This window comes from Arthrobacter sp. H5, assembly GCF_000520595.1.
GTDB lineage: Bacteria > Actinomycetota > Actinomycetes > Actinomycetales > Micrococcaceae > Arthrobacter_D.
Genome location: NZ_KI914982.1, coordinates 5,335 through 23,818 on the forward strand (window position 1 = coordinate 5,335; position 18,484 = coordinate 23,818).

Consider the following 18,484-nt stretch of genomic DNA (forward strand, 5'->3'; position numbering starts at 1 on the left):
GCCGGGCTGGCAGGTGGGTGCCGCCGCGTACGAGGCGGTTCGAGCCATGGCGTGCACCTGCTGGTCTCAGATCGGCATGAACATCAGCGGGGGCTGGTCGGTCGTGATCGTGGCTTCGTCAACGTTCCCGAACCTAAAGGGGAACACGCACAAGGCCCAGGACTCACGCCTGCTCGGACGTATCTGGCTTCCTGCGAAGTCACTGGGTGTTGGCTGGGAATCTTTGGTTGCATCTCGGTAACAACCGGATACCGAACAGAGATTTGATACCTTCCGGCAACAATTACCCTTTAGGCTTCTTTTCATGTGAGGCACGCCACTTTGACCAACGAAGTGCGTGTCAGTCTTTTGTAAAACCACAGGAGACACTTTCCAGAACATGAAATAGGAGGCGGAATGCGTTTCGCACGTACTTCCAAAGTTGTGGGAGTTGCCGCAGTTGCTGCACTCGCACTTGGCGCCTGTGCCGGTCCCGATACGGGTGGCGAGGACACCGATAGCTCAGACCCCGCTCAGGCTACGGGTGGCACTGTCACCGTTGCTGAGACCAACTCATTTACGTCGTTCAACCAAAACAGCGCCACCGGCAACGTGGACATCAACGGCAAGGTGTCTACGGCCACCCAGTCAGGGTTCAACTACATCGACAATTCGCCGGAAATCGTCCCGAACGAGGATTTTGGCACCTACGAGGTCCTCTCGGAGGATCCGCTGACCATCGAATACCGGGTCAACGAGGGCGTTACCTGGTCTGACGGCGATCCAATCGACGGCGGAGATCTGCTGCTCGCGTGGGCTGTGTTCTCCGGGCACTTCAATGACGAAGACCCGGAGGCAGAGACTGGAACCACGTACTTCGACTACGCAGGCGACACCAGCGGCGTTGGTCTAAGCGGTCTCCCCGTGATGGGTGAAGACGGCCGCTCGATGACCCTCGAATACTCGGAGCCATTCGCCGACTGGGAGTCTGCCTACGACATCGACCTTCCTGCCCACGTTGTGGCCACAGGTGGAGGCCTGGCCGACGAGCAGGCTCTGATCGACCTCATCATGAGTGCCCCCGAGGGCGATCCGGAGAACCCGGAGGAACGTCCCGAGCTCTCGGCGGTTGGGGACTTCTGGAACACTGCGTTCGACACCACATCCCTCCCAACAGACCCGTCGCTGTTCCTCTCCAGCGGTCCTTACGTTGTTCAGGACATGGTTGCCGAGCAGTCAATGACGCTGGTCAAGAACGAGTCCTACACGTGGGGACCCGAACCAATGGTGGACGAAATTACCATCCGCTTCATCGGGGCGGCTCCGGCGCAGGTTCAGGCGTTGCAGAACGGTGAAGTAGACGTCATCGCCCCGCAGGCTTCTGCGGACACCCTGGCTTCCACAGAAGGGATCGAAGGCATCACCATCGAGCAGGCTAACGACCTCTCCTTCGACCACCTTGACCTCCACCAGGGCGGAGTGTTCGAGGATGAGAATGTCCGTCGTGCGTTCCTGCTGACGGTGCCAACCCAGGCAATCCTCGAGTCGACCATCCTGCCGCTCGTGCCGGACGCGGTTGTGCGTGATTCGCAGATCTTCGACGTTGGAACGCCGGGTTACGAGGCTGCAATCACGGTGAACGGCTCGGAAGAGTACAACGACGTGAACATCGACATGGCCACCGAGCTTCTTGAAGGTGCCACTCCTGAGGTTCGGATTATGTACAACGCTGACAACCCCAACCGCGTGGATGCCTACACCTTGATCGCGGAAAGCGCGACCCAGGCGGGCTTCACGGTTGTGGACGGTGGCCTTCCCGCCACCGAGTGGGGTGCCGCGCTCTCGAACTCGGGCGAAGCGCATGACGCCTCAATCTTTGGTTGGATCAGCTCGGGTGTTGGCGTGACCGGTGTCCCACAGCTTTACGGCTGCGGATCAGCATCCAACTTCGGTCAGTGGTGCGATGAAGAAGCTCAGGCAGCAATGGATGAGCTGATTGTCACCACCGACGAAGCACGTCAGGACGAGCTGTCAACCATCGTCGACCGTAGGCTCTTTGAGACCGCGTTCGGTCTGCCGCTGTTCCAGGGCCCCGGATTCGTTGCAGTTGCCGATCGGGTTCAGGGTGTGGAGTTCAACCCAACCCAGACCGGTGTGTTCTGGAACGTATGGGAGTGGTCCGTCACGGAGTAGTCCGTATGGCTCTATCCCTAGACAACTAGAGATGTACCGCTGGAGGCGCTGGGCCCGCGTAAGTGGTCCCAGCGCCTTCTGGTGTCACGATCCCTTTTATCGAGATGGAGCGATTGGGACTTCCCAAATATCGACGACACGTAACGTGCATTACACTTTTTGCGACAACCCCGGGCGATCCCCGGAACCTTAACATTGAGGTTATAAAACTATGCTGACCTACATCGTCCGGCGGCTTATTGCCGCCGTACTCATCTTGCTGGGCGCATCCTTCATTGTGTATCTGCTGACAGCGGTGTCAGGTGACCCACTAATGGACCTGCGTGCCAGCAATTCGCCCAACCGGGAAGCACTGATTCAGCAGCGGACCGATCTACTCAGCCTCGACGTGCCACCGGTCCTCCGGTACTTCGAATGGCTCGGAGGCGCCGCAAGCTGCCTTGTACCCTTCGCGGGAACCTGCGACCTTGGCTTCAGCGTCACCGGCATCGAGGTGACCACCCAACTTTCCCGAGCCATGGGGCAAACCATCCAGTTGGTGACGGCCGCAACCGTGCTTGCCATCCTGATCGGCATCTCCCTCGGTATCATCACCGCCCTTCGCCAATACAGTGGACTTGACTACGGCGTCACATTCATGGCTTTCCTCTTCTTCTCACTCCCCGTTTTCTGGGTGGCGGTGCTGCTCAAGGAGTACGGTGCCATTGGCTTTAATGACTTCCTGCAGGACCCAGTAATCCCACTGGTAGCCCTGATGATCGTGGGCCTCGTGAGTGCTTTCATTTGGTTCCTGGTTTCCAACGGGTCACTCAAACGCAAATTCATTGCCGCGGCAATCGGATTTGTTGTTGCCGCAGGAATTCTGTGGCTTCTGGACATCACCAGGTGGTTCCTCCAACCCGGCATCGGCCTGATTGTCATTCTGATCGGCGGTGTGGGAATCGCCTACGGAATGACTCTCCTCACCGCGGGCCTCAAGAACCGCAAGGCACTCTATTCGGCGCTGATCACCGTGGGTATAGGGGCAATCGCATACTTTCCTGTGCAGCCGTTGCTGGATCAAGCGACACCGCTCATGATCTTCCTGCTTGCCGTTGCCACAGTGCTTGTAGGTCTGGCTGTGGGCTATTTCATGGGCGGATACGACCGCCGGCAGAGCATGAACGCCGCAGCATTGACCGCTTTCCTGGTGGCTTTCCTGATACTGCTGGACCGCTTCATGCAGTCCTGGCCGGCGTATGTGGACAACGGCCGCATCCGCGGCCGACCCATTGCCACCATAGGTTCGTCGACGCCCAATATTGACGGTGATTTCTGGATCATAAGTCTTGATACGTTTACGCACCTCCTGCTGCCGACCGTCGCCTTGATGCTTATTTCCCTAGCCGGCTACAGCCGCTACTCGCGGGCCTCCATGCTGGAGATCATGAACCAGGACTACATCCGAACCGCCCGGGCCAAGGGGCTCGGCGAGCGGACCGTGGTCATGCGGCACGCCTTCCGCAATGCGCTGATTCCGTTGGCAACCCTGATTGCGTTCGATATTGGAGGTTTGATTGGCGGTGCCATTATCACCGAGCAGGTATTCGCCTTCAGCGGCATGGGCCAGCTCTTCGTCCAGGCACTGTCAAGGGTTGATCCGAATCCGGTCATGGGCGTGTTCCTGATCACCGGCATCCTGGCCCTGGTCTTCAACCTGGTGGCCGACCTGGTCTATTCCGTACTGGATCCACGAGTAAGGGTGAAAGCATGAGCGCACCAACGCAAGATCCCAATGCAACGCCGAAGGAAGCCGAAGCCAAGGGGCTGAGCCAAGGACAACTGGTTCGCAAACGGTTCTTCGGCCACACCGCCGCTGTGGGGAGCATCGTTGTCTTCGTTGCCGTGTTCCTGTTGGCGTTTACATCCATCGGCTACGCCGGCATACCGGGATGGTGGCAGTACAGCTACACGCAGACGCTGCCGCTGGAGAATGGCGCAGCGCCCACATGGCAATTCCCGTTCAATTTTGGTGACCACCCCTTCGGTCAGGACCGCGTTGGCCGGGACATGTTTGCTATGACCATGCGGGGCACGCAGCTGTCGCTGATTATCATGTTCATCATCGGCTTTCTCGGTGCAGCCCTGGGAGTGATTATCGGGGGTGTGTCGGGTTATTTCCGCGGTTGGGTCGAAAGCATACTCATGCGGCTCACCGACGTCATCATTGTTATCCCGCTGGTTATCCTGGCCGCCGTTCTCGGTACCATCGGCCGCGATATCTCCGGCCGGGATACTTTTCTTCGCAGCCTGTTTGGCGGCAGCGCCGGCGTTATCCTGCTGGGGATCTTCGTTGGCCTGATTATCTGGACAGGCCTCGCGCGTCTGGTCCGGGGTGAGTTCCTGAGCCTTCGTGAGCGGGAGTTTGTCGACGCCGCCCGGATTGCCGGTGCGTCCGACACACGGATCATCTTCAAGCACATCCTGCCCAATGCCATTGGCGTGATCATTGTCAACACAACTCTGGTGATGGCATCGGCCATCCTGCTGGAAACCGCGCTGTCCTACCTTGGCCTGGGAGTTCAGCCACCGGATGTATCGCTGGGTAGTCTGATCAGCGACAATCAGGAGGCATTCAACACCCGCCCCTGGCTCTTCTGGTGGCCTGGCATCTTCATCATCATCATCTGCCTCAGCATCAACTTCATTGGTGATGGGCTGCGTGATGCTTTCGATCCGCGTCAAAAGAAGTTCAACGCCAAGAAAGCGACCATGGTCGGAGCAACCGCAGACCCCAAGCAGTTGAAGGCCTAACATGCTGGACATCAGCGAAAGCCGGGTCACCGTGCGGAAGAGTCTTCCGCACGGTGCCGGCTGCGCCGTCTGGTGTGTTGCTGATGGTCAGGTCGTCAAGCACACATCAGGAAAGGGCGAAGCCCAGCAGGCTCACGCCGATCAGGGCGGCCGCGCAAAGGGTGTGTATCCAGTGGAACCGCACTTCTGCCGAGGCGGCCGCGGTGTGGTCGAGTTGATCGGCTTCGACCAGTTCGTTCCAACGGCTGCGAACCAGATAGGCTGCCGCACCCGAGTCGGTGTTCTTAAGGTCTCCTGGCCTAATGGATTGGCCGTGCCCATAGGTGGTGCCCGGAAGGCCCTGGACGTGCTCCGGTCTCCCACGGTGGGTCCCCCAGATCCCGGGGGCAGGTGCTGCCCAGGACCCGTACCGTCCGGTGGGCGTGATCAGGGTCAGCGAATATTTTGTGTCAACGTGTATCAAGGAGGCCCAGGGAACGCTGACGCTGCGCACGGGGTTGATCAGGGTGACGCCGGACTGATCAACGCACACCGACGGGTACCAGAACAGCCACCATGCAAGGTACGCCAACGTCAGCAGGGGCAACGCGGTCTGGAGCCCCTCAAACCCACCAGTCACCACGGCAAAGACCAGTCCAATGCCCACCAAGACCCACGTGGCGCCGGCGAACCACTTGCCCGTCCGCGGTTTGAACACTACGGGTTGATTCGCATTAGCAGGGGTAGTCATACCCACATAGTTTCAGGATTCCGGCTGAGTTCACCAATCAAGGAACATACCCGGATTCATTGGGAAGGAAAGAAGCAATCATGACCGAAGGCGTCAATGAACATCTGGACACCGGGCAATCCCCGGCCGTCGGCGATGAGGTTCCCGTTCTACAGGTAAGAGACCTGTGTGTCGATTACGGAGTGGAAAAGGAATGGATCCCCGCGGCCATCGACCTTGACTACGATGTCAAGGCCGGGGAGGTGCTTGCCATTGTTGGTGAATCAGGATCCGGCAAGAGCGCCAGCTCAATGGCGCTGCTGGGGCTTCTTCCGTCAAACAGCCGGGTCACCGGCAGCGTCAAGCTCAACGGGCGCGAGATACTCGGCCTCACAGGGAGCAAACTCCGCCAGGTCAGGGGCCGCGACGTAGCGGTCATCTTCCAGGAACCCATGACCGCCATGAACCCCGTATACACCATAGGGTTCCAGATTATCGAGACACTCCGGCTGCACAACGAGATTTCGCCGCAGGAAGCCAAGGAGCGTGCTCTCAAGCTGCTTGACATGGTCGAGCTGCCGGATCCGGACAAGGCATTCAAGTCCTACCCCCACCAGCTTTCGGGCGGGCAGAGGCAGCGCGCAATGATTGCGCAGTCGCTGTCCTGTGATCCCAAACTGCTGATCGCTGATGAGCCGACCACCGCACTGGACGTAACAGTCCAGGCGGAGATCCTCGACCTCATGCGTAATCTCCGCAGCAAGCTCAACAGCGCGATCGTCCTTATTACGCATGACATGGGCGTTGTCGCGGATCTCTCGGACAAGATCGTGGTGATGAGTCAGGGGAGGATTGTCGAGGCGGGGTCGGCGGAGAAGATCTTCCATCATCCTGAGCACCCGTACACGCAGAAACTTCTTGCTGCTGTTCCGCATCTTGGCCGTGGCAGCGATGATGACAGCGGGGAGATCGATGTGTCGGCTGCGCTGGCCGCGGCAACACATTCAGACCTTCAGGGCATTGACCACGCGGAACTGATGCGCCGTGAACGTGAGAATCAGGCGAGGCTGCAGGAAGCGGAGAAAGCGGCGGCGGGGGGCAAGGGCGCCCCGGTCCTGGAGCTCACCGGTGTTGCTATCGAGTACCCAAAGCAGGGCAGGGTGCCGGCGTTTCGCGCTGTCGAGGATGCCAACATCACAATCTACCCGCGGGAGATCCTAGGCCTGGTCGGCGAGTCGGGCTCCGGCAAGACCACCATAGGCCGGGCCGCCGTCGGGCTCTTGAAAGTGGCTGAAGGCTCACTCAAAGTCACAGGGCAGGAAATTTCCAATGCAAGCCGCAAGGAGCTGTTTGAGCTGCGGCGAAGCGTTGGCATGGTGTTCCAGGATCCATCGTCCTCGTTGAACCCGCGGCTTCCGCTCGGCGAGAGTATTGGGGAGCCGATGTTCCTGGCGAAGGTTGCCAAGGGGGCTGACCTGCAGAAGCGCATCGAAAAGCTCTTGGACCAGGTGGAACTGCCGCGTGCGTACCGCAACCGGTACCCGCATGAACTCTCGGGTGGGCAGAAGCAGCGGGTGGGTATCGCCCGTGCACTCTCCCTCAAGCCCAAACTGCTGGTCGCGGATGAGCCCACCTCGGCGCTTGACGTATCAGTGCAGGCAACGGTGCTTGAGCTCTTGAAAAATCTGCAGCAGGAGATGGGCTTCGCCTGTCTGTTTGTAACCCATGACCTGGCGGTTGTGGATCTCATGTCCGACCGCATCTGTGTGATGCGCCGCGGCAAGATCGTGGAGCAGGGGACCAGGGACCAGATTCTGCGCAGCCCGCAGGATCCCTACACGCAGCGGCTGCTGGCCGCGGTGCCGCTGCCAAATCCGGAAAAGCAACGGGAACGCCGCGAGCTGCGGGCCAAGCTGATGGCGGCCGCCGAGTAGTAGTAACCGGACCAAACACAGTGCGACGGCGGTGCCCGCCCAACGCGGGTGCCGCCGTCGTGCGCTGTTCTCACGCGACCCGCGTTAGGCCATATTTTCTCCAGAGCTTAGACTGGTATGAGGGCGCACTGTGCTGCCGCCATTCATTTTTCCCTAAGCAAACGAATTGAGTCCTTACGCATGTCTGATTCCACAGGCAACACCGCTGTACGCAGCGATCTCCGCAACGTTGCCATTGTGGCGCACGTTGACCACGGAAAGACCACCCTGGTCGACGCCATGCTGAGGCAGACCAACTCCTTTGCCGCCCACAATCATCTCGAAGACCGGGTCATGGACTCCGGCGACCTTGAGCGTGAGAAGGGCATCACCATCCTCGCCAAGAACACCACGGTGTTCTACAAGGGTCCGGCCGCCAAAGGTGAAACGATCACCATCAACGTGATTGACACGCCCGGCCACGCTGACTTCGGCGGTGAGGTGGAGCGAGGACTGTCCATGGTGGACGGCGTTGTGCTGCTGGTCGATGCTTCTGAGGGGCCGTTGCCGCAGACCCGCTTTGTACTCCGCAAGGCGCTGGCCGCAAAACTCCCGGTGGTGCTGCTGGTCAATAAGACCGACCGTCCTGACTCCCGAATAGATGAAGTAGTCAGCGAATCCATGGACCTGCTCCTGGGTCTCGCCTCCGACCTGTCAGATGAGGTCCCGGATCTTGACCTCGATTCGGTATTGAACGTGCCTGTGGTCTACGCAGCTGCCCGCGAAGGCGCCGCCTCTTTGGAGCAGCCGGCTGACGGCACCGTTCCGGAAAATGACAATCTTGAGCCGCTTTTCCAGACCATCATCGATCACATTCCCGCGCCCCGTTACAATCCCAACGGTGTGCTGCAGGCCCACGTCACCAACCTCGACGCTTCGCCGTTCCTTGGACGCCTTGCCCTGCTGCGTATTTTCAACGGCACTCTTCGTAAAGGCCAGCAGGTTGCTTGGGCCCGTCAGAACGGCGAGCTCAAAACCGTGAAGATCACCGAACTGCTGGCCACCAAGGCGCTTGACCGCGTGCCCACCGATTCCGCGGGACCGGGCGAGATCGTGGCCGTTGCCGGAATCGAAGACATCACCATCGGCGAGACCCTCACCGATCTCGACAATCCACAGCCACTCCCGCTGATCACCGTGGATGACCCGGCGATTTCCGTCACCATCGGTATCAACACCTCGCCGTTGGCCGGCAGGGTCAAGGGCGCCAAGGTCACCGCCCGCCAGGTCAAGGACCGGCTGGACAAGGAACTGATCGGTAACGTTTCGCTCAAGGTGTTGCCCACAGCGCGTCCGGATGCGTGGGAAGTCCAGGGTCGAGGCGAGCTGGCACTGGCCATTCTGGTTGAGCAGATGCGGCGCGAAGGCTTTGAACTTACGGTGGGCAAGCCGCAGGTGGTCACCCGCACCGTCGATGGCAAGATCCACGAACCGATGGAACACATGACTATTGACGTTCCCGAGGAATACCTCGGCGGCGTCACCCAGCTCATGGCGGCCCGCAAGGGACGCATGACCAACATGGCGAACCACGGCACCGGCTGGGTGCGGATGGAATTCATTGTTCCTGCCCGCGGCCTGATTGGTTTCCGTACCCGCTTCCTCACGGACACCCGCGGCGCAGGCATCGCGGCGTCCATCTCCGAGGGTTACGAGCCCTGGGCGGGGGACATTGAGTACCGCACCAACGGCTCCATGATCGCCGACCGGGCAGGGGTGGTCACCCCGTTTGCAATGATCAATCTGCAGGAGCGCGGTTCCTTCTTTGTTGCCCCGACATCCGAGGTATACCAAGGCATGATCGTCGGCGAGAACTCCCGCGCCGATGACATGGACGTGAACATCACCAAGGAAAAGAAGCTCACCAACATGCGTGCCGCTTCCTCCGACAGCTTCGAGAACCTGACCCCGCCACGCAAGCTCACCCTTGAGGAGTCCCTTGAGTTTGCCCGCGAGGACGAGTGCGTTGAAGTTACGCCGGAATCCATTCGCATCCGCAAGGTCATCCTCGACGCCAACGAGCGCATGCGCGCCGCCCGCTCGCGGGCGCGCGTCTAGCGGTAACTGCGCGCTGTGGCTGATCCGGCAGGACAAGGCACAAAGTATGACGACGGCGCGGAGCCTGGTTCCGCCGTCGTCGTACCCCAGCGCCCTCCCGTGCCGCTCTGGCGGCAGGTGACAGGGGCGGTTGTCGGCGGAGTGATCGCCGCTTTGCTTGGAACCGCGTTGCACGCCCATGTCTGGTACCCGTTTGGGGTTGGAGTTGCTGCCGGGGCGATTGGTGCCGTTCTGCTGGCCGGAAGTGTTGCGTTGTATGTCTCGCTGTGGGCCCGCAATGTGATGATGGTTGCGCTCACGGGGGTGGCGGCCTATGTGATTGTGGGATTCATTGCCACGGGATCGCTGGGAAGCCTGATTGTGACGGGAACCGCTGATGGAGCAGTCCCGGTTATCGGCGTGGCGGGCTACGTGTGGGTTGTTGGTCTTGCAGCGGTCACCGTGGTGGCCGTAGCGGTGTCGTGGTGGGTTCTGAAGCGCTCGACGGCGGCGCTGCAGTCGGCCTAATCTGCCGCTCGGTCCAGATGGTGGGCCAGCATGATTGAGGTTGCCGTGCCGTCCACGTCTGATTCACGCAGTGCGTACTCTTCGAAAATGTTGCGGATTCTCTCCATCATTTCCGTGCGGTTGGCGTCATTCAACCGGACGCCGAGCCGCCAGACGTCAATCTCCGACGGGGCCAGCCCGTCTATCTCCTGAAGGAAAGTTTCCACCAGCACCGGTGCGGCGTTGGGCGTCTTGCTGCGCCAGGAGAGGCCGGTTGCCCGGTAGGGGATTTCCTTAGCGCCGCGGTTGCCAGTGCGCGGCTCCTCTGCTTCGAGGAAGCTTGTGGCCAGGAGCGTGCGCACGTGATGTAGTGCGGTGGCAGGATTGAGGTCGAGGATCTCCGCAATTTCCTTGTTGGTTCTGCCTTTGTGAAGGCATAGACGCAGGATCCTGAGACGAACGGGGGAGCTCAGCGCCCGGCCGCGTGCCTGCACATCCTCATCTGTTTCCATAGCTAAAAGCATACGATAGCTTGGCGTACTGATTGACATTAGTCAATCAGTACGCCAAGCACGGAGCAACCTGCCCGATGAATTCGCTGTCTCACTGGCCACGAGGACGGACACGTCGGCGCGGGGGAGCGGGCGGCACGGCTTTGGCCGCGGTCACCTGTTCCAAGAGCACGACGACGTCGCCTCGACGGGTGTGCACGGTGCAGGACACTCCATCCAGCGCAATCAGTTCACCGAGTGCGTCGGTCAGACCGTCATCCACCCTGTACCGCACTACAACACGGTCGCCGGTTACCAGTGAGGCGGGGAATTTCATGGCCATAGCGTGCCATATTACGGCGTGTTAGGCCGGTCATGCCTCAGTGCGGCTCCTCTGGTGCTGTGCGTTAAGCTGAGATGAGCGCTAAGCGTGTACATGTCCCAAAGGAAAGGCTGGGAAGTTGACCTACGTAATAGCACAGCCGTGCGTGGATGTTAAAGATAAGGCCTGCATTGAAGAGTGCCCCGTGGATTGCATCTACGAAGGCGAACGGTCCCTGTACATCCATCCCGACGAGTGCGTTGACTGCGGAGCCTGCGAACCCGTATGTCCGGTTGAAGCCATCTACTATGAGGATGACACCCCGGAGGAGTGGGCCGAGTACTACAAGGCCAACGTTGAATTCTTCGACGACATTGGTTCGCCCGGCGGCGCTGCCAAGCTGGGCAATACCGGCAAGGACCACCCGATCATTGCCGTCCTGCCTCCGCAGAACCAGGACGCGTGAGCCCTAACAAGCCCTTTGGGCTCAGCCTGCCGGATTACCCGTGGGACTCCATGGGTACGTACATCCAGGAGGCGCAAAAGCATCCGGGCGGAGTGGTGAACCTGTCGATCGGGACCCCCGTCGACCCCACTCCCGAACTCATCCAGCGGGCACTTGCGGGCGCCTCCAACGCCCCCGGCTATCCCACCACCCACGGCACGCCCGAGCTCAGGGAAGCAATCAGCGCATGGTTTGCACGACGGCGCAACGTCCCCGGGCTCGATCCCGCGCACGTCATGCCCACGGTCGGTTCCAAGGAGCTCGTCGCGTGGTTGCCTACCCTGATGGGGCTGGGACCGGGCGACGTCGTCGTGCGTCCTTCAGTTGCCTACCCCACCTATGACATGGGGGCTCACTTCGCCGGTGCGACACCAGTGGCCGCGGATTCCCTCGCCGGGCTCGATTCGCAAACTCGCAGCAGGGTACGTCTGGTCTGGGTCAACTCGCCGGGAAACCCAACGGGAAGCGTCCTCGACACGGATGGGCTGCGGAGCGTAGTGGAGGAAGCCCGCGCAATTGGCGCAGTTGTCGCCTCGGATGAATGCTACGGCGAGCTGGGATGGGGCCAGTGGGACAGCGCCCGTGGGGGTCAGGCCGTACCCAGCGTGCTTGATCCGCGGGTCAACGGCGGCAGCCACGAGCTTCTGCTGGCGGTGTATTCGCTGAGCAAGCAGTCCAATCTGGCCGGCTACCGTGCTGCCTTTACAGCCGGCGACGGCGGGATCCTCGCAAATCTGGTCAATTCGCGTAAGCATGCGGGCATGATCGTGCCGTTCCCGGTCCAGGAGGCGATGCGGGTGGCTCTCAAGGATGACCGTCATGTTGCCGAACAGAAAGATCTCTACCGGTCCCGCCGCGAACGCCTCATTCCCGCTCTTGAGGGCTTTGGGCTCACGCTGCATCATTCTGAAGCGGGTCTGTACCTGTGGGCCACTGCTGGCGAAGACACCTGGCACACCGTCGGACGGCTTGCCGCTTTGGGGATTGTTGTTGGTCCGGGCACGTTCTACGGTGAAGCTGGTAGCGGCTTTATCCGGGTGGCCCTGACTGGAAGTGATGAGCGCATTGATGCGGCCATCGGCCGTCTGGGCGCGTAGCCGTCATGTTGCTATTGCACAACAGAAGGCGTATCGATTAGTGCTCCGGCCGTCCCTACCGGTAGCGTTTTAGCTGACTATGCATGCTTTTACTCAAGCTCCCATAAGGAGAGTCAATGACTGAGCACAACGGCGCCTCATTGCAGTATGACGGGGGCAACCTCAGCCTTCCCCTGATTACTGCTGCCGAGGGCAACCACGGCTACGACGTTTCAAAGCTCTTGAAGCAGACGGGCGCCGTTACGTTCGACCCCGGATTCATGAACACGGCTGCAACAACGTCCGCGATCACCTACATTGACGGTGACCAGGGTATTTTGCGGTACCGCGGCTATCCGATCGATCAGCTGGCGCAGCACTCGAGCTTCCTCGAGGTCTCCTACCTGCTGATCTACGGCAACCTGCCCACGCCCAGCGAGCTCTCGGCCTTCGACGACCGGATTCGCCGCCACACACTCCTGCATGAAGAACTCAAGGGTTTCTTTGGTGGTTTCCCTCGGGACGCGCACCCCATGCCGGTCCTCTCATCGGCTGTGTCGGCGCTGTCCACTTTCTATCAGGACTCCCTGGACCCGTTTGACGATGAGCAGGTTGAGCTCTCTACGTTCCGCCTCATGGCCAAGCTGCCGGTAATCGCGGCCTATGCGCACAAGAAGTCCATTGGCCAGCCCATGTTGTACCCGGACAACTCCATGAACCTCGTGGAGAACTTCATGCGCCTGTCCTTCGGGCTTCCGGCCGAGCCGTATGATCTCGATCCGCTCATGGTCAAGGCACTTGACCTGCTGCTCATCCTCCACGCTGACCATGAGCAGAACTGTTCAACGTCCACCGTCCGTCTGGTGGGCAGCTCCAACGCCAACATGTTCGCCTCCATTTCCGCGGGCATCAACGCACTTTTTGGTCCTTTGCACGGCGGTGCCAACGAGGCAGTGCTGAACATGCTTCGCCAGATCAAGGCCGACGGCACGCGGCCGGAGGACTTCATGGAGAAGGTCAAGAATAAGGAAGACGGCGTCAAGCTCATGGGCTTCGGACACCGGGTCTACAAGAACTACGATCCCCGCGCCAAGATTGTCAAGGCCACTGCACACGACATCCTCGGCAAGCTGGGCGGTAATGATGAACTGCTCGAGATTGCCATGCGCCTTGAGGAAAAGGCTCTGGCGGATGATTACTTTATCGAGCGAAAGCTCTACCCCAACGTGGACTTCTACACGGGGCTGATTTACAAGGCTATGGGCTTCCCCGAGAAAATGTTCACGGTGCTCTTCGCCATCGGACGCCTCCCGGGCTGGATTGCCCAATGGCGCGAAATGATGCAGGATCCGCAGACCAAGATTGGCCGGCCACGGCAGCTATACACGGGAGAACCCGAGCGGCACTACCCCGCTCGCTAGGGTCTCCACACGGGCCTGGCGGCTCCAGGTCGACCGCCGGTGATTGTCTAAAGCGCCCCCGGCGCCGCGTGGAGATCCCGCCGACTCTCCTACGAAGGCGCGTAACCCTGTGGGTTGTTTTTTTGCCAGCGCCAGTGGTCTTCGCACATTTGATCCAGTGACTTATTGGCGGACCAGCCCAGGTCCGCCAGCGCAGAGGACGGATCGGCGTAGCTCACGGCAGCATCCCCCGGACGACGCGGCGCAAACTCTCGGGGAACCTCGTGCCCGGCTGCCTTGGAGAAGGCTGCCAATACCTCCAACACCGATGAGCCGTTACCGGTGCCGAGGTTCCAGCGGTGGACGCCGGTGTGGCTGGTCAGATAGTTGAGGGCGGCCAGATGGCCGGCGGCGAGATCCACCACATGGATATAGTCGCGGACTCCTGTGCCATCCGGTGTGGGGTAGTCATTGCCGAACACCATGACCTTTTCACGCCGTCCCACCGCAACCTGCGCCACGAAAGGGAGCAGGTTATTGGGGACGCCGGTTGGGTCTTCGCCGATCGAGCCGGACTCGTGGGCGCCCACCGGGTTGAAGTACCGAAGCAGCGCGATGTTCCACCGTCCATCAGCAGCCCCGACGTCGGTCAGGATATCTTCAATCTGTTCCTTGGTTCGGCCATAGGGGTTGACCGCGTCCAGGGGCATCTTTTCGATCAGCGGCACCTCCTCGGATGCGCCGTAAACGGTTGCCGATGAGCTGAAAACCAGCGTCCGCACATCATGACGGTCCATCACACGCAGCAGATTGAGTGTGCCGCCCACGTTGTTGTGATAGTAGAACAACGGCTTCTCGACCGACTCCCCAACAGCTTTCAAACCCGCAAAGTGCACGACGGCGTCAATCGCCTCGGTCACGAAAACCTTCTCCAGGGCGGGCTCATCCAGCAGATCAACCTGATGGAAGGTCAGTGGCTTTCCAGCCAGCTGTTCCACCCGCTTCAGGGCGGTCTCGCTTGAGTTGGCCAGGTTGTCCACCACCACCACGTCATGGCCCTCCTCCAGGAAGGCAAGAGTTGTGTGTGAACCTATGTAACCGCTTCCGCCGGTAACCAATATCTTCATGTGACTAAGGGTAATTCCCGGAAGCGATGTTGAGAGAATTGTGGCTCTGGAGCAGTTGCGACGTTCGGTCTACCCTTAGATCAGTATGCCGGGCGCCCACCCCTGGTCAAGGACAGGGCCCGCTGAAGTGGAAGGCAGCGATTAATGCGGGAAACAGCTGACCCGTCATGGCAGATCAACGTGGATACGTCGCCGGCAATGTTGTTAGCGCTTTATCTGAGGGACTCGGCGGGCCTCGATGGCTGTGGTACTCCTGCTATTTCGCGCGCGGCGCCGGCCGTGCACCGCTCCGATCCTCGTCAACTCGTCCACGCTGCCGGAGGGGTGACTGCTCTGCGCATCGAGTGGGAAACCTGGTGGCACCAGCTGGTGTCAAACCATTCCTACGGGGCGGCTTCCGCGTCGCCGCCGGATTTTCCGGAGTTCGACTCCCTGCCGGCCTTGCAGCTGCTGGCACACGCGCACTACGGTGCCGCCATGACCTGGTCGGGGGAGCGCAGAGCGGAGTACGTCCAGCTCAGGCAGGAGCGTGTGACTGCAGGCAGACAGCAGCTCTTCGGCGGGCTGGTTGAGGAACGTGTTCTGGAACTTGGACGCGACGCACGCGGCTTCACGCTCAAGGTGGTGGAACTTCCACTCAGCGAGAACCGGGCCTGGTATGTGGAACCTAACAAACTCATCATGAGCCAGGGATTGCACGACGACGAGCCGGCTTTCCGGAGCTATATCCAACCGGTAGTGGAACTGCTCGTCTGACCATTTCGCCTACGCCAGCCGGTTACGCATCCGGTCCAGCGGCCAGGGTGATGACCACCTCACCGGAACGGGTTTCCGCCGATTTCCAGCCTCCCTCGGCGCGGATCCACTCCAACCCGGAATGCGAGACCGACTCTATGTTGAGGGCTTTGGCGTTGGCAACCGCCCACTGCGCGGCTGCCCACCCGTTGGCGCCCGAGGCACTCAACGTAACGTCAGCCTCGCCCACGGTGGAATCCACCGAAGTGAAGATACCGCCAAGACGGGCCTGGACTGCCGCAGGGTCACCAGGCTCCGTGACCTTCCTCAGTACGCAGTTCAGCGACGCAGGGGACTGTCCGGTCAAGGCTGAGGCAAACGCCCGGGCCTCCGCCTCATGATCGGCATACGCGTCGGGGAACGCGCTGCGCTGCACGGTCTGGGCCGCTTCGGTAATAGAAAGGCTGTCATAGTCCGGCACTGCAACCAAGGCATCATAGAACGCCCCCGCCGCGTAAACCGGATCCATCACCTGTGTTTCCGACCCCCAGCCCTGCGAGGGCCGTTGCTGGAACAATCCCCGGGAATCTGGACCGGCCTGATCGCCGTAATCAAGGTTACGCAGGCCAGACTCCTGAAGAGCCGTGGCCAGGGCGATTGACGCGGCGCGTGCGGGAAGCCCCCGCATCACGGCTATCCCCGAGATCAGGGAGGCATTGGACGCCTGTTCCGGCCCCAGTTCGTAAGTATCAGCGCCGACGACCGCAGTGCACCGCTCCCTCACAAGAATCTCTGAGGAATTGACCTGGCTTACTGCAAGGTAAATGCCGCCACCCACCAGGGCGACCAGCGTCAGCAGGACCAACGACGTACGGAGGCGCCGCCGTCGTCGTGCCTGTGCTTTTGTCTGCGCCACCGCGCCCTAGTTCGCGTGGAGCGCAGCATTGAGGGCAATGCCCTGCCCCTTGCGCTGCCGCGCTTCCACAACGCCGGTGGTCGAATTGCGCAGGAACAGGATGCTTGATTCGCCGGAAAGCTCGGCCGCTTTGACCACTGCACCATCTGGGAGCGTGACCTTGGTCCCGGCCGTGATGTACAGGCCAGCCTCCACCACACAATCATCACCGAGCGAGATGCCCACTCCCGCCTGCGCGCTGAGCAGGCAGCGCTCGCCAATCGAAATGCGTTCCCGTCCGCCCCCGGAGAGTGTCCCCATGATGGACGCGCCGCCACCAATGTCCGATCCGTTACCCACCACGACTCCCGCAGAAATTCTGCCTTCCACCATTGAGTGGCCAAGAGTCCCGGCGTTGAAGTTGATGAAGCCTTCGTGCATTACTGTGGTGCCTTCTGCGAGGTGGGCGCCCAGCCTGACGCGGTCAGCATCGGCAATTCGGACGCCGGAGGGCATCACATAGTCCACCATCCGGGGGAACTTGTCCACGCTGAAGACCACCACCGGGCCTCGTGAGCGAAGCCGAAGCCGGGTCGTCTCGAAATCCTGCACGGCGCAGGGCCCGTGGTTGGTCCAGACAACGTTGGCGAGGAGGCCAAAAACCCCGTCCAGGTTGATGCTGTTGGGTTGCGCGAGCCGATGCGAGAGGAAGTGCAGCCTCAGGTAGGCGTCGGAGGTATCGGCCGGAGGAGTGTCGAGATGGCTTACCATCTGGATGACCTGCTGGGTTGTCCCCCGCAGCGCATCGGACTGTGCGATCGATTCCAGATCACTCCGCAGATCCTGCTGGCCGGCGGCGTCGAAGCCGGGCCGCGGATACCAGACATCGAGCACCGTACCGTCATCAGTGACAGTGGCGAGGCCCATACCGTGCGCTGTGCGGGACGAGGCAGGATCTGTGTGAGAGACAGTGGAGACGGTTTCAGTCATGGCCCCATTCTACCGAGCGTAGCGCCTCCCGCGCTCCCACCCCTCGCTCCGCTCGGCGCGGGGCCCTCGCCCGGTAGGCTTGGGAAAATGATTGCACTGAACCGCCCATCACTTGATCCCGCATCCGATGTAGCTGACCTGACGGCGGCCTTGCTGGACATCGAGAGTGTTTCCGGTAACGAGACGACCCTCGCCGATGCAGTGGAATCGGTCCTGCACGGATGCACCCATTTGGAAGTGGTGCGCGACGGCGATTCCATCATCGCGCGCACTTCGCTTGGACGTGCCGAGCGCGTCATCCTCGCAGGACATCTGGATACAGTGCCGTTGCCGCGCGTGCCCGGATCGCGGGGAACGGTACCGAGCACTTGGGAAGGCGGCGTGCTGTACGGCAGGGGTGCAACGGATATGAAGGGTGGTGTAGCGGTCCAACTGGCACTCGCTGCGTCCCTCACTGATCCGTCCAGGGACATCACCTATGTTTTCTATGACCACGAGGAGGTGGCAGCGGACCTGAGCGGACTCGGCCGGCTTGCGGATCGATACGCCGATTGGCTTCACGCCGACTTTGCCGTGTTGTTGGAACCGACCAACGGCACCGTCGAGGGCGGCTGCAACGGGACCGCCCGCTTCGATGTGACCACCGCTGGAAAGGCCGCTCATTCCGCGCGGGCCTGGATGGGAGAGAACGCAATACACGGAGCGGCCGAAATACTGGTGCGTCTGCGCGACCACCAGCCAGCCACGGTGGG

At 60.8% G+C, this 18,484-nt stretch carries 18 protein-coding genes; 12 read left to right on the top strand and 6 right to left on the bottom strand.

Features of this window, described 5'->3' with window-relative positions:
- The 4 genes from Y708_RS30330 to Y708_RS0104930 form a co-directional block, all read left to right on the top strand.
- Nucleotides 1-241: hypothetical protein (locus Y708_RS30330; RefSeq protein WP_216699730.1), on the top strand; the 241-nt coding region annotated here is incomplete at its 5' end.
- Between the two features lie 155 nt (nucleotides 242-396).
- A complete protein-coding gene (locus tag Y708_RS0104920; protein WP_028279064.1) occupies nucleotides 397-2,172 on the top strand; it encodes an ABC transporter family substrate-binding protein in 1,776 nt (591 codons plus the stop codon).
- A gap of 211 nt (nucleotides 2,173-2,383) precedes the next feature.
- Nucleotides 2,384-3,925, top strand: coding sequence for an ABC transporter permease (locus tag Y708_RS0104925; RefSeq protein WP_028279065.1), 1,542 nt, complete (start codon nucleotides 2,384-2,386; stop codon nucleotides 3,923-3,925).
- Complete coding sequence (locus tag Y708_RS0104930; protein ID WP_028279066.1) at nucleotides 3,922-4,965, top strand: ABC transporter permease; 1,044 nt, start codon at nucleotides 3,922-3,924, stop codon at nucleotides 4,963-4,965. The genes Y708_RS0104925 and Y708_RS0104930 overlap by 4 nt, the downstream gene beginning before the upstream one ends.
- 106 nt (nucleotides 4,966-5,071) lie before the next feature.
- Here Y708_RS0104930 and Y708_RS0104935 read toward each other — a convergent pair whose 3' ends face one another.
- On the bottom strand, nucleotides 5,072-5,695 hold the full coding sequence (locus tag Y708_RS0104935) for a PH domain-containing protein (RefSeq protein WP_028279067.1): 624 nt from the start codon (nucleotides 5,693-5,695) through the stop codon (nucleotides 5,072-5,074).
- 80 nt (nucleotides 5,696-5,775) lie between these two features.
- On the opposite strand from Y708_RS0104935, the gene Y708_RS0104940 reads away from it, so the two are divergent.
- The 3 genes from Y708_RS0104940 to Y708_RS22955 all read left to right on the top strand — a co-directional run bounded on the left by Y708_RS0104940 (nucleotide 5,776) and on the right by Y708_RS22955 (nucleotide 10,212).
- Nucleotides 5,776-7,608, top strand: a complete 1,833-nt coding sequence (locus Y708_RS0104940; RefSeq protein WP_035775320.1) for an ABC transporter ATP-binding protein — start codon at nucleotides 5,776-5,778, stop codon at nucleotides 7,606-7,608.
- Nucleotides 7,609-7,788: 180 nt separating this feature from the next.
- On the top strand, nucleotides 7,789-9,705 hold the full coding sequence (typA, locus tag Y708_RS0104945; RefSeq protein WP_028279069.1) for a translational GTPase TypA: 1,917 nt from the start codon (nucleotides 7,789-7,791) through the stop codon (nucleotides 9,703-9,705).
- Nucleotides 9,706-9,720: 15 nt separating this feature from the next.
- Nucleotides 9,721-10,212 (top strand): hypothetical protein, encoded by a 492-nt coding sequence (locus Y708_RS22955; RefSeq protein ID WP_035775325.1) that lies wholly within the window; start codon nucleotides 9,721-9,723, stop codon nucleotides 10,210-10,212.
- On the opposite strand, the gene Y708_RS0104955 is transcribed toward Y708_RS22955, so the two are convergent.
- Nucleotides 10,209-10,703: an ArsR/SmtB family transcription factor gene (locus Y708_RS0104955; protein ID WP_035775327.1), complete on the bottom strand. Its 495-nt coding sequence runs from the start codon at nucleotides 10,701-10,703 to the stop codon at nucleotides 10,209-10,211. The two genes, Y708_RS22955 and Y708_RS0104955, sit on opposite strands and share 4 nt — an antisense overlap.
- 91 nt (nucleotides 10,704-10,794) lie before the next feature.
- Nucleotides 10,795-11,025, bottom strand: a complete 231-nt coding sequence (locus Y708_RS0104960; RefSeq protein WP_155853702.1) for a putative acetyltransferase — start codon at nucleotides 11,023-11,025, stop codon at nucleotides 10,795-10,797.
- 118 nt (nucleotides 11,026-11,143) lie between these two features.
- Here Y708_RS0104960 and fdxA point away from each other — a divergent pair, with 118 nt between their 5' ends.
- The 3 genes from fdxA (at nucleotide 11,144) to Y708_RS0104975 (ending at nucleotide 14,006) form a co-directional block, all read left to right on the top strand.
- Nucleotides 11,144-11,470, top strand: a complete 327-nt coding sequence (gene fdxA / locus Y708_RS0104965; protein ID WP_028279072.1) for a ferredoxin — start codon at nucleotides 11,144-11,146, stop codon at nucleotides 11,468-11,470.
- Nucleotides 11,467-12,606: a succinyldiaminopimelate transaminase gene (gene dapC, locus Y708_RS0104970; protein ID WP_028279073.1), complete on the top strand. Its 1,140-nt coding sequence runs from the start codon at nucleotides 11,467-11,469 to the stop codon at nucleotides 12,604-12,606. The genes fdxA and dapC overlap by 4 nt, the downstream gene beginning before the upstream one ends.
- A gap of 116 nt (nucleotides 12,607-12,722) precedes the next feature.
- The gene (locus Y708_RS0104975) at nucleotides 12,723-14,006 is read left to right on the top strand and encodes a citrate synthase (RefSeq protein ID WP_028279074.1); all 1,284 of its coding nucleotides are present in this window, start codon (nucleotides 12,723-12,725) and stop codon (nucleotides 14,004-14,006) included.
- 89 nt (nucleotides 14,007-14,095) lie between these two features.
- On the opposite strand, the gene galE is transcribed toward Y708_RS0104975, so the two are convergent.
- Complete coding sequence (gene galE / locus Y708_RS0104980) at nucleotides 14,096-15,112, bottom strand: UDP-glucose 4-epimerase GalE (RefSeq protein WP_028279075.1); 1,017 nt, start codon at nucleotides 15,110-15,112, stop codon at nucleotides 14,096-14,098.
- Between the two features lie 144 nt (nucleotides 15,113-15,256).
- Here galE and Y708_RS0104985 point away from each other — a divergent pair, with 144 nt between their 5' ends.
- Nucleotides 15,257-15,868 (top strand): hypothetical protein, encoded by a 612-nt coding sequence (locus Y708_RS0104985; protein WP_028279076.1) that lies wholly within the window; start codon nucleotides 15,257-15,259, stop codon nucleotides 15,866-15,868.
- Nucleotides 15,869-15,890: 22 nt separating this feature from the next.
- Here Y708_RS0104985 and Y708_RS0104990 read toward each other — a convergent pair whose 3' ends face one another.
- Both Y708_RS0104990 and dapD read right to left on the bottom strand, forming a co-directional pair.
- Complete coding sequence (locus tag Y708_RS0104990) at nucleotides 15,891-16,763, bottom strand: hypothetical protein (protein WP_035775329.1); 873 nt, start codon at nucleotides 16,761-16,763, stop codon at nucleotides 15,891-15,893.
- Between the two features lie 6 nt (nucleotides 16,764-16,769).
- Entirely contained in the window at nucleotides 16,770-17,732 is a 963-nt protein-coding gene (gene dapD, locus Y708_RS0104995; RefSeq protein WP_051478625.1) for a 2,3,4,5-tetrahydropyridine-2,6-dicarboxylate N-succinyltransferase, read from the bottom strand.
- 87 nt (nucleotides 17,733-17,819) lie between these two features.
- Between dapD and Y708_RS22960 the strand changes: the two genes are divergently transcribed.
- Nucleotides 17,820-18,484: M20/M25/M40 family metallo-hydrolase (locus Y708_RS22960; RefSeq protein WP_035775332.1), on the top strand; the 665-nt coding region annotated here is incomplete at its 3' end.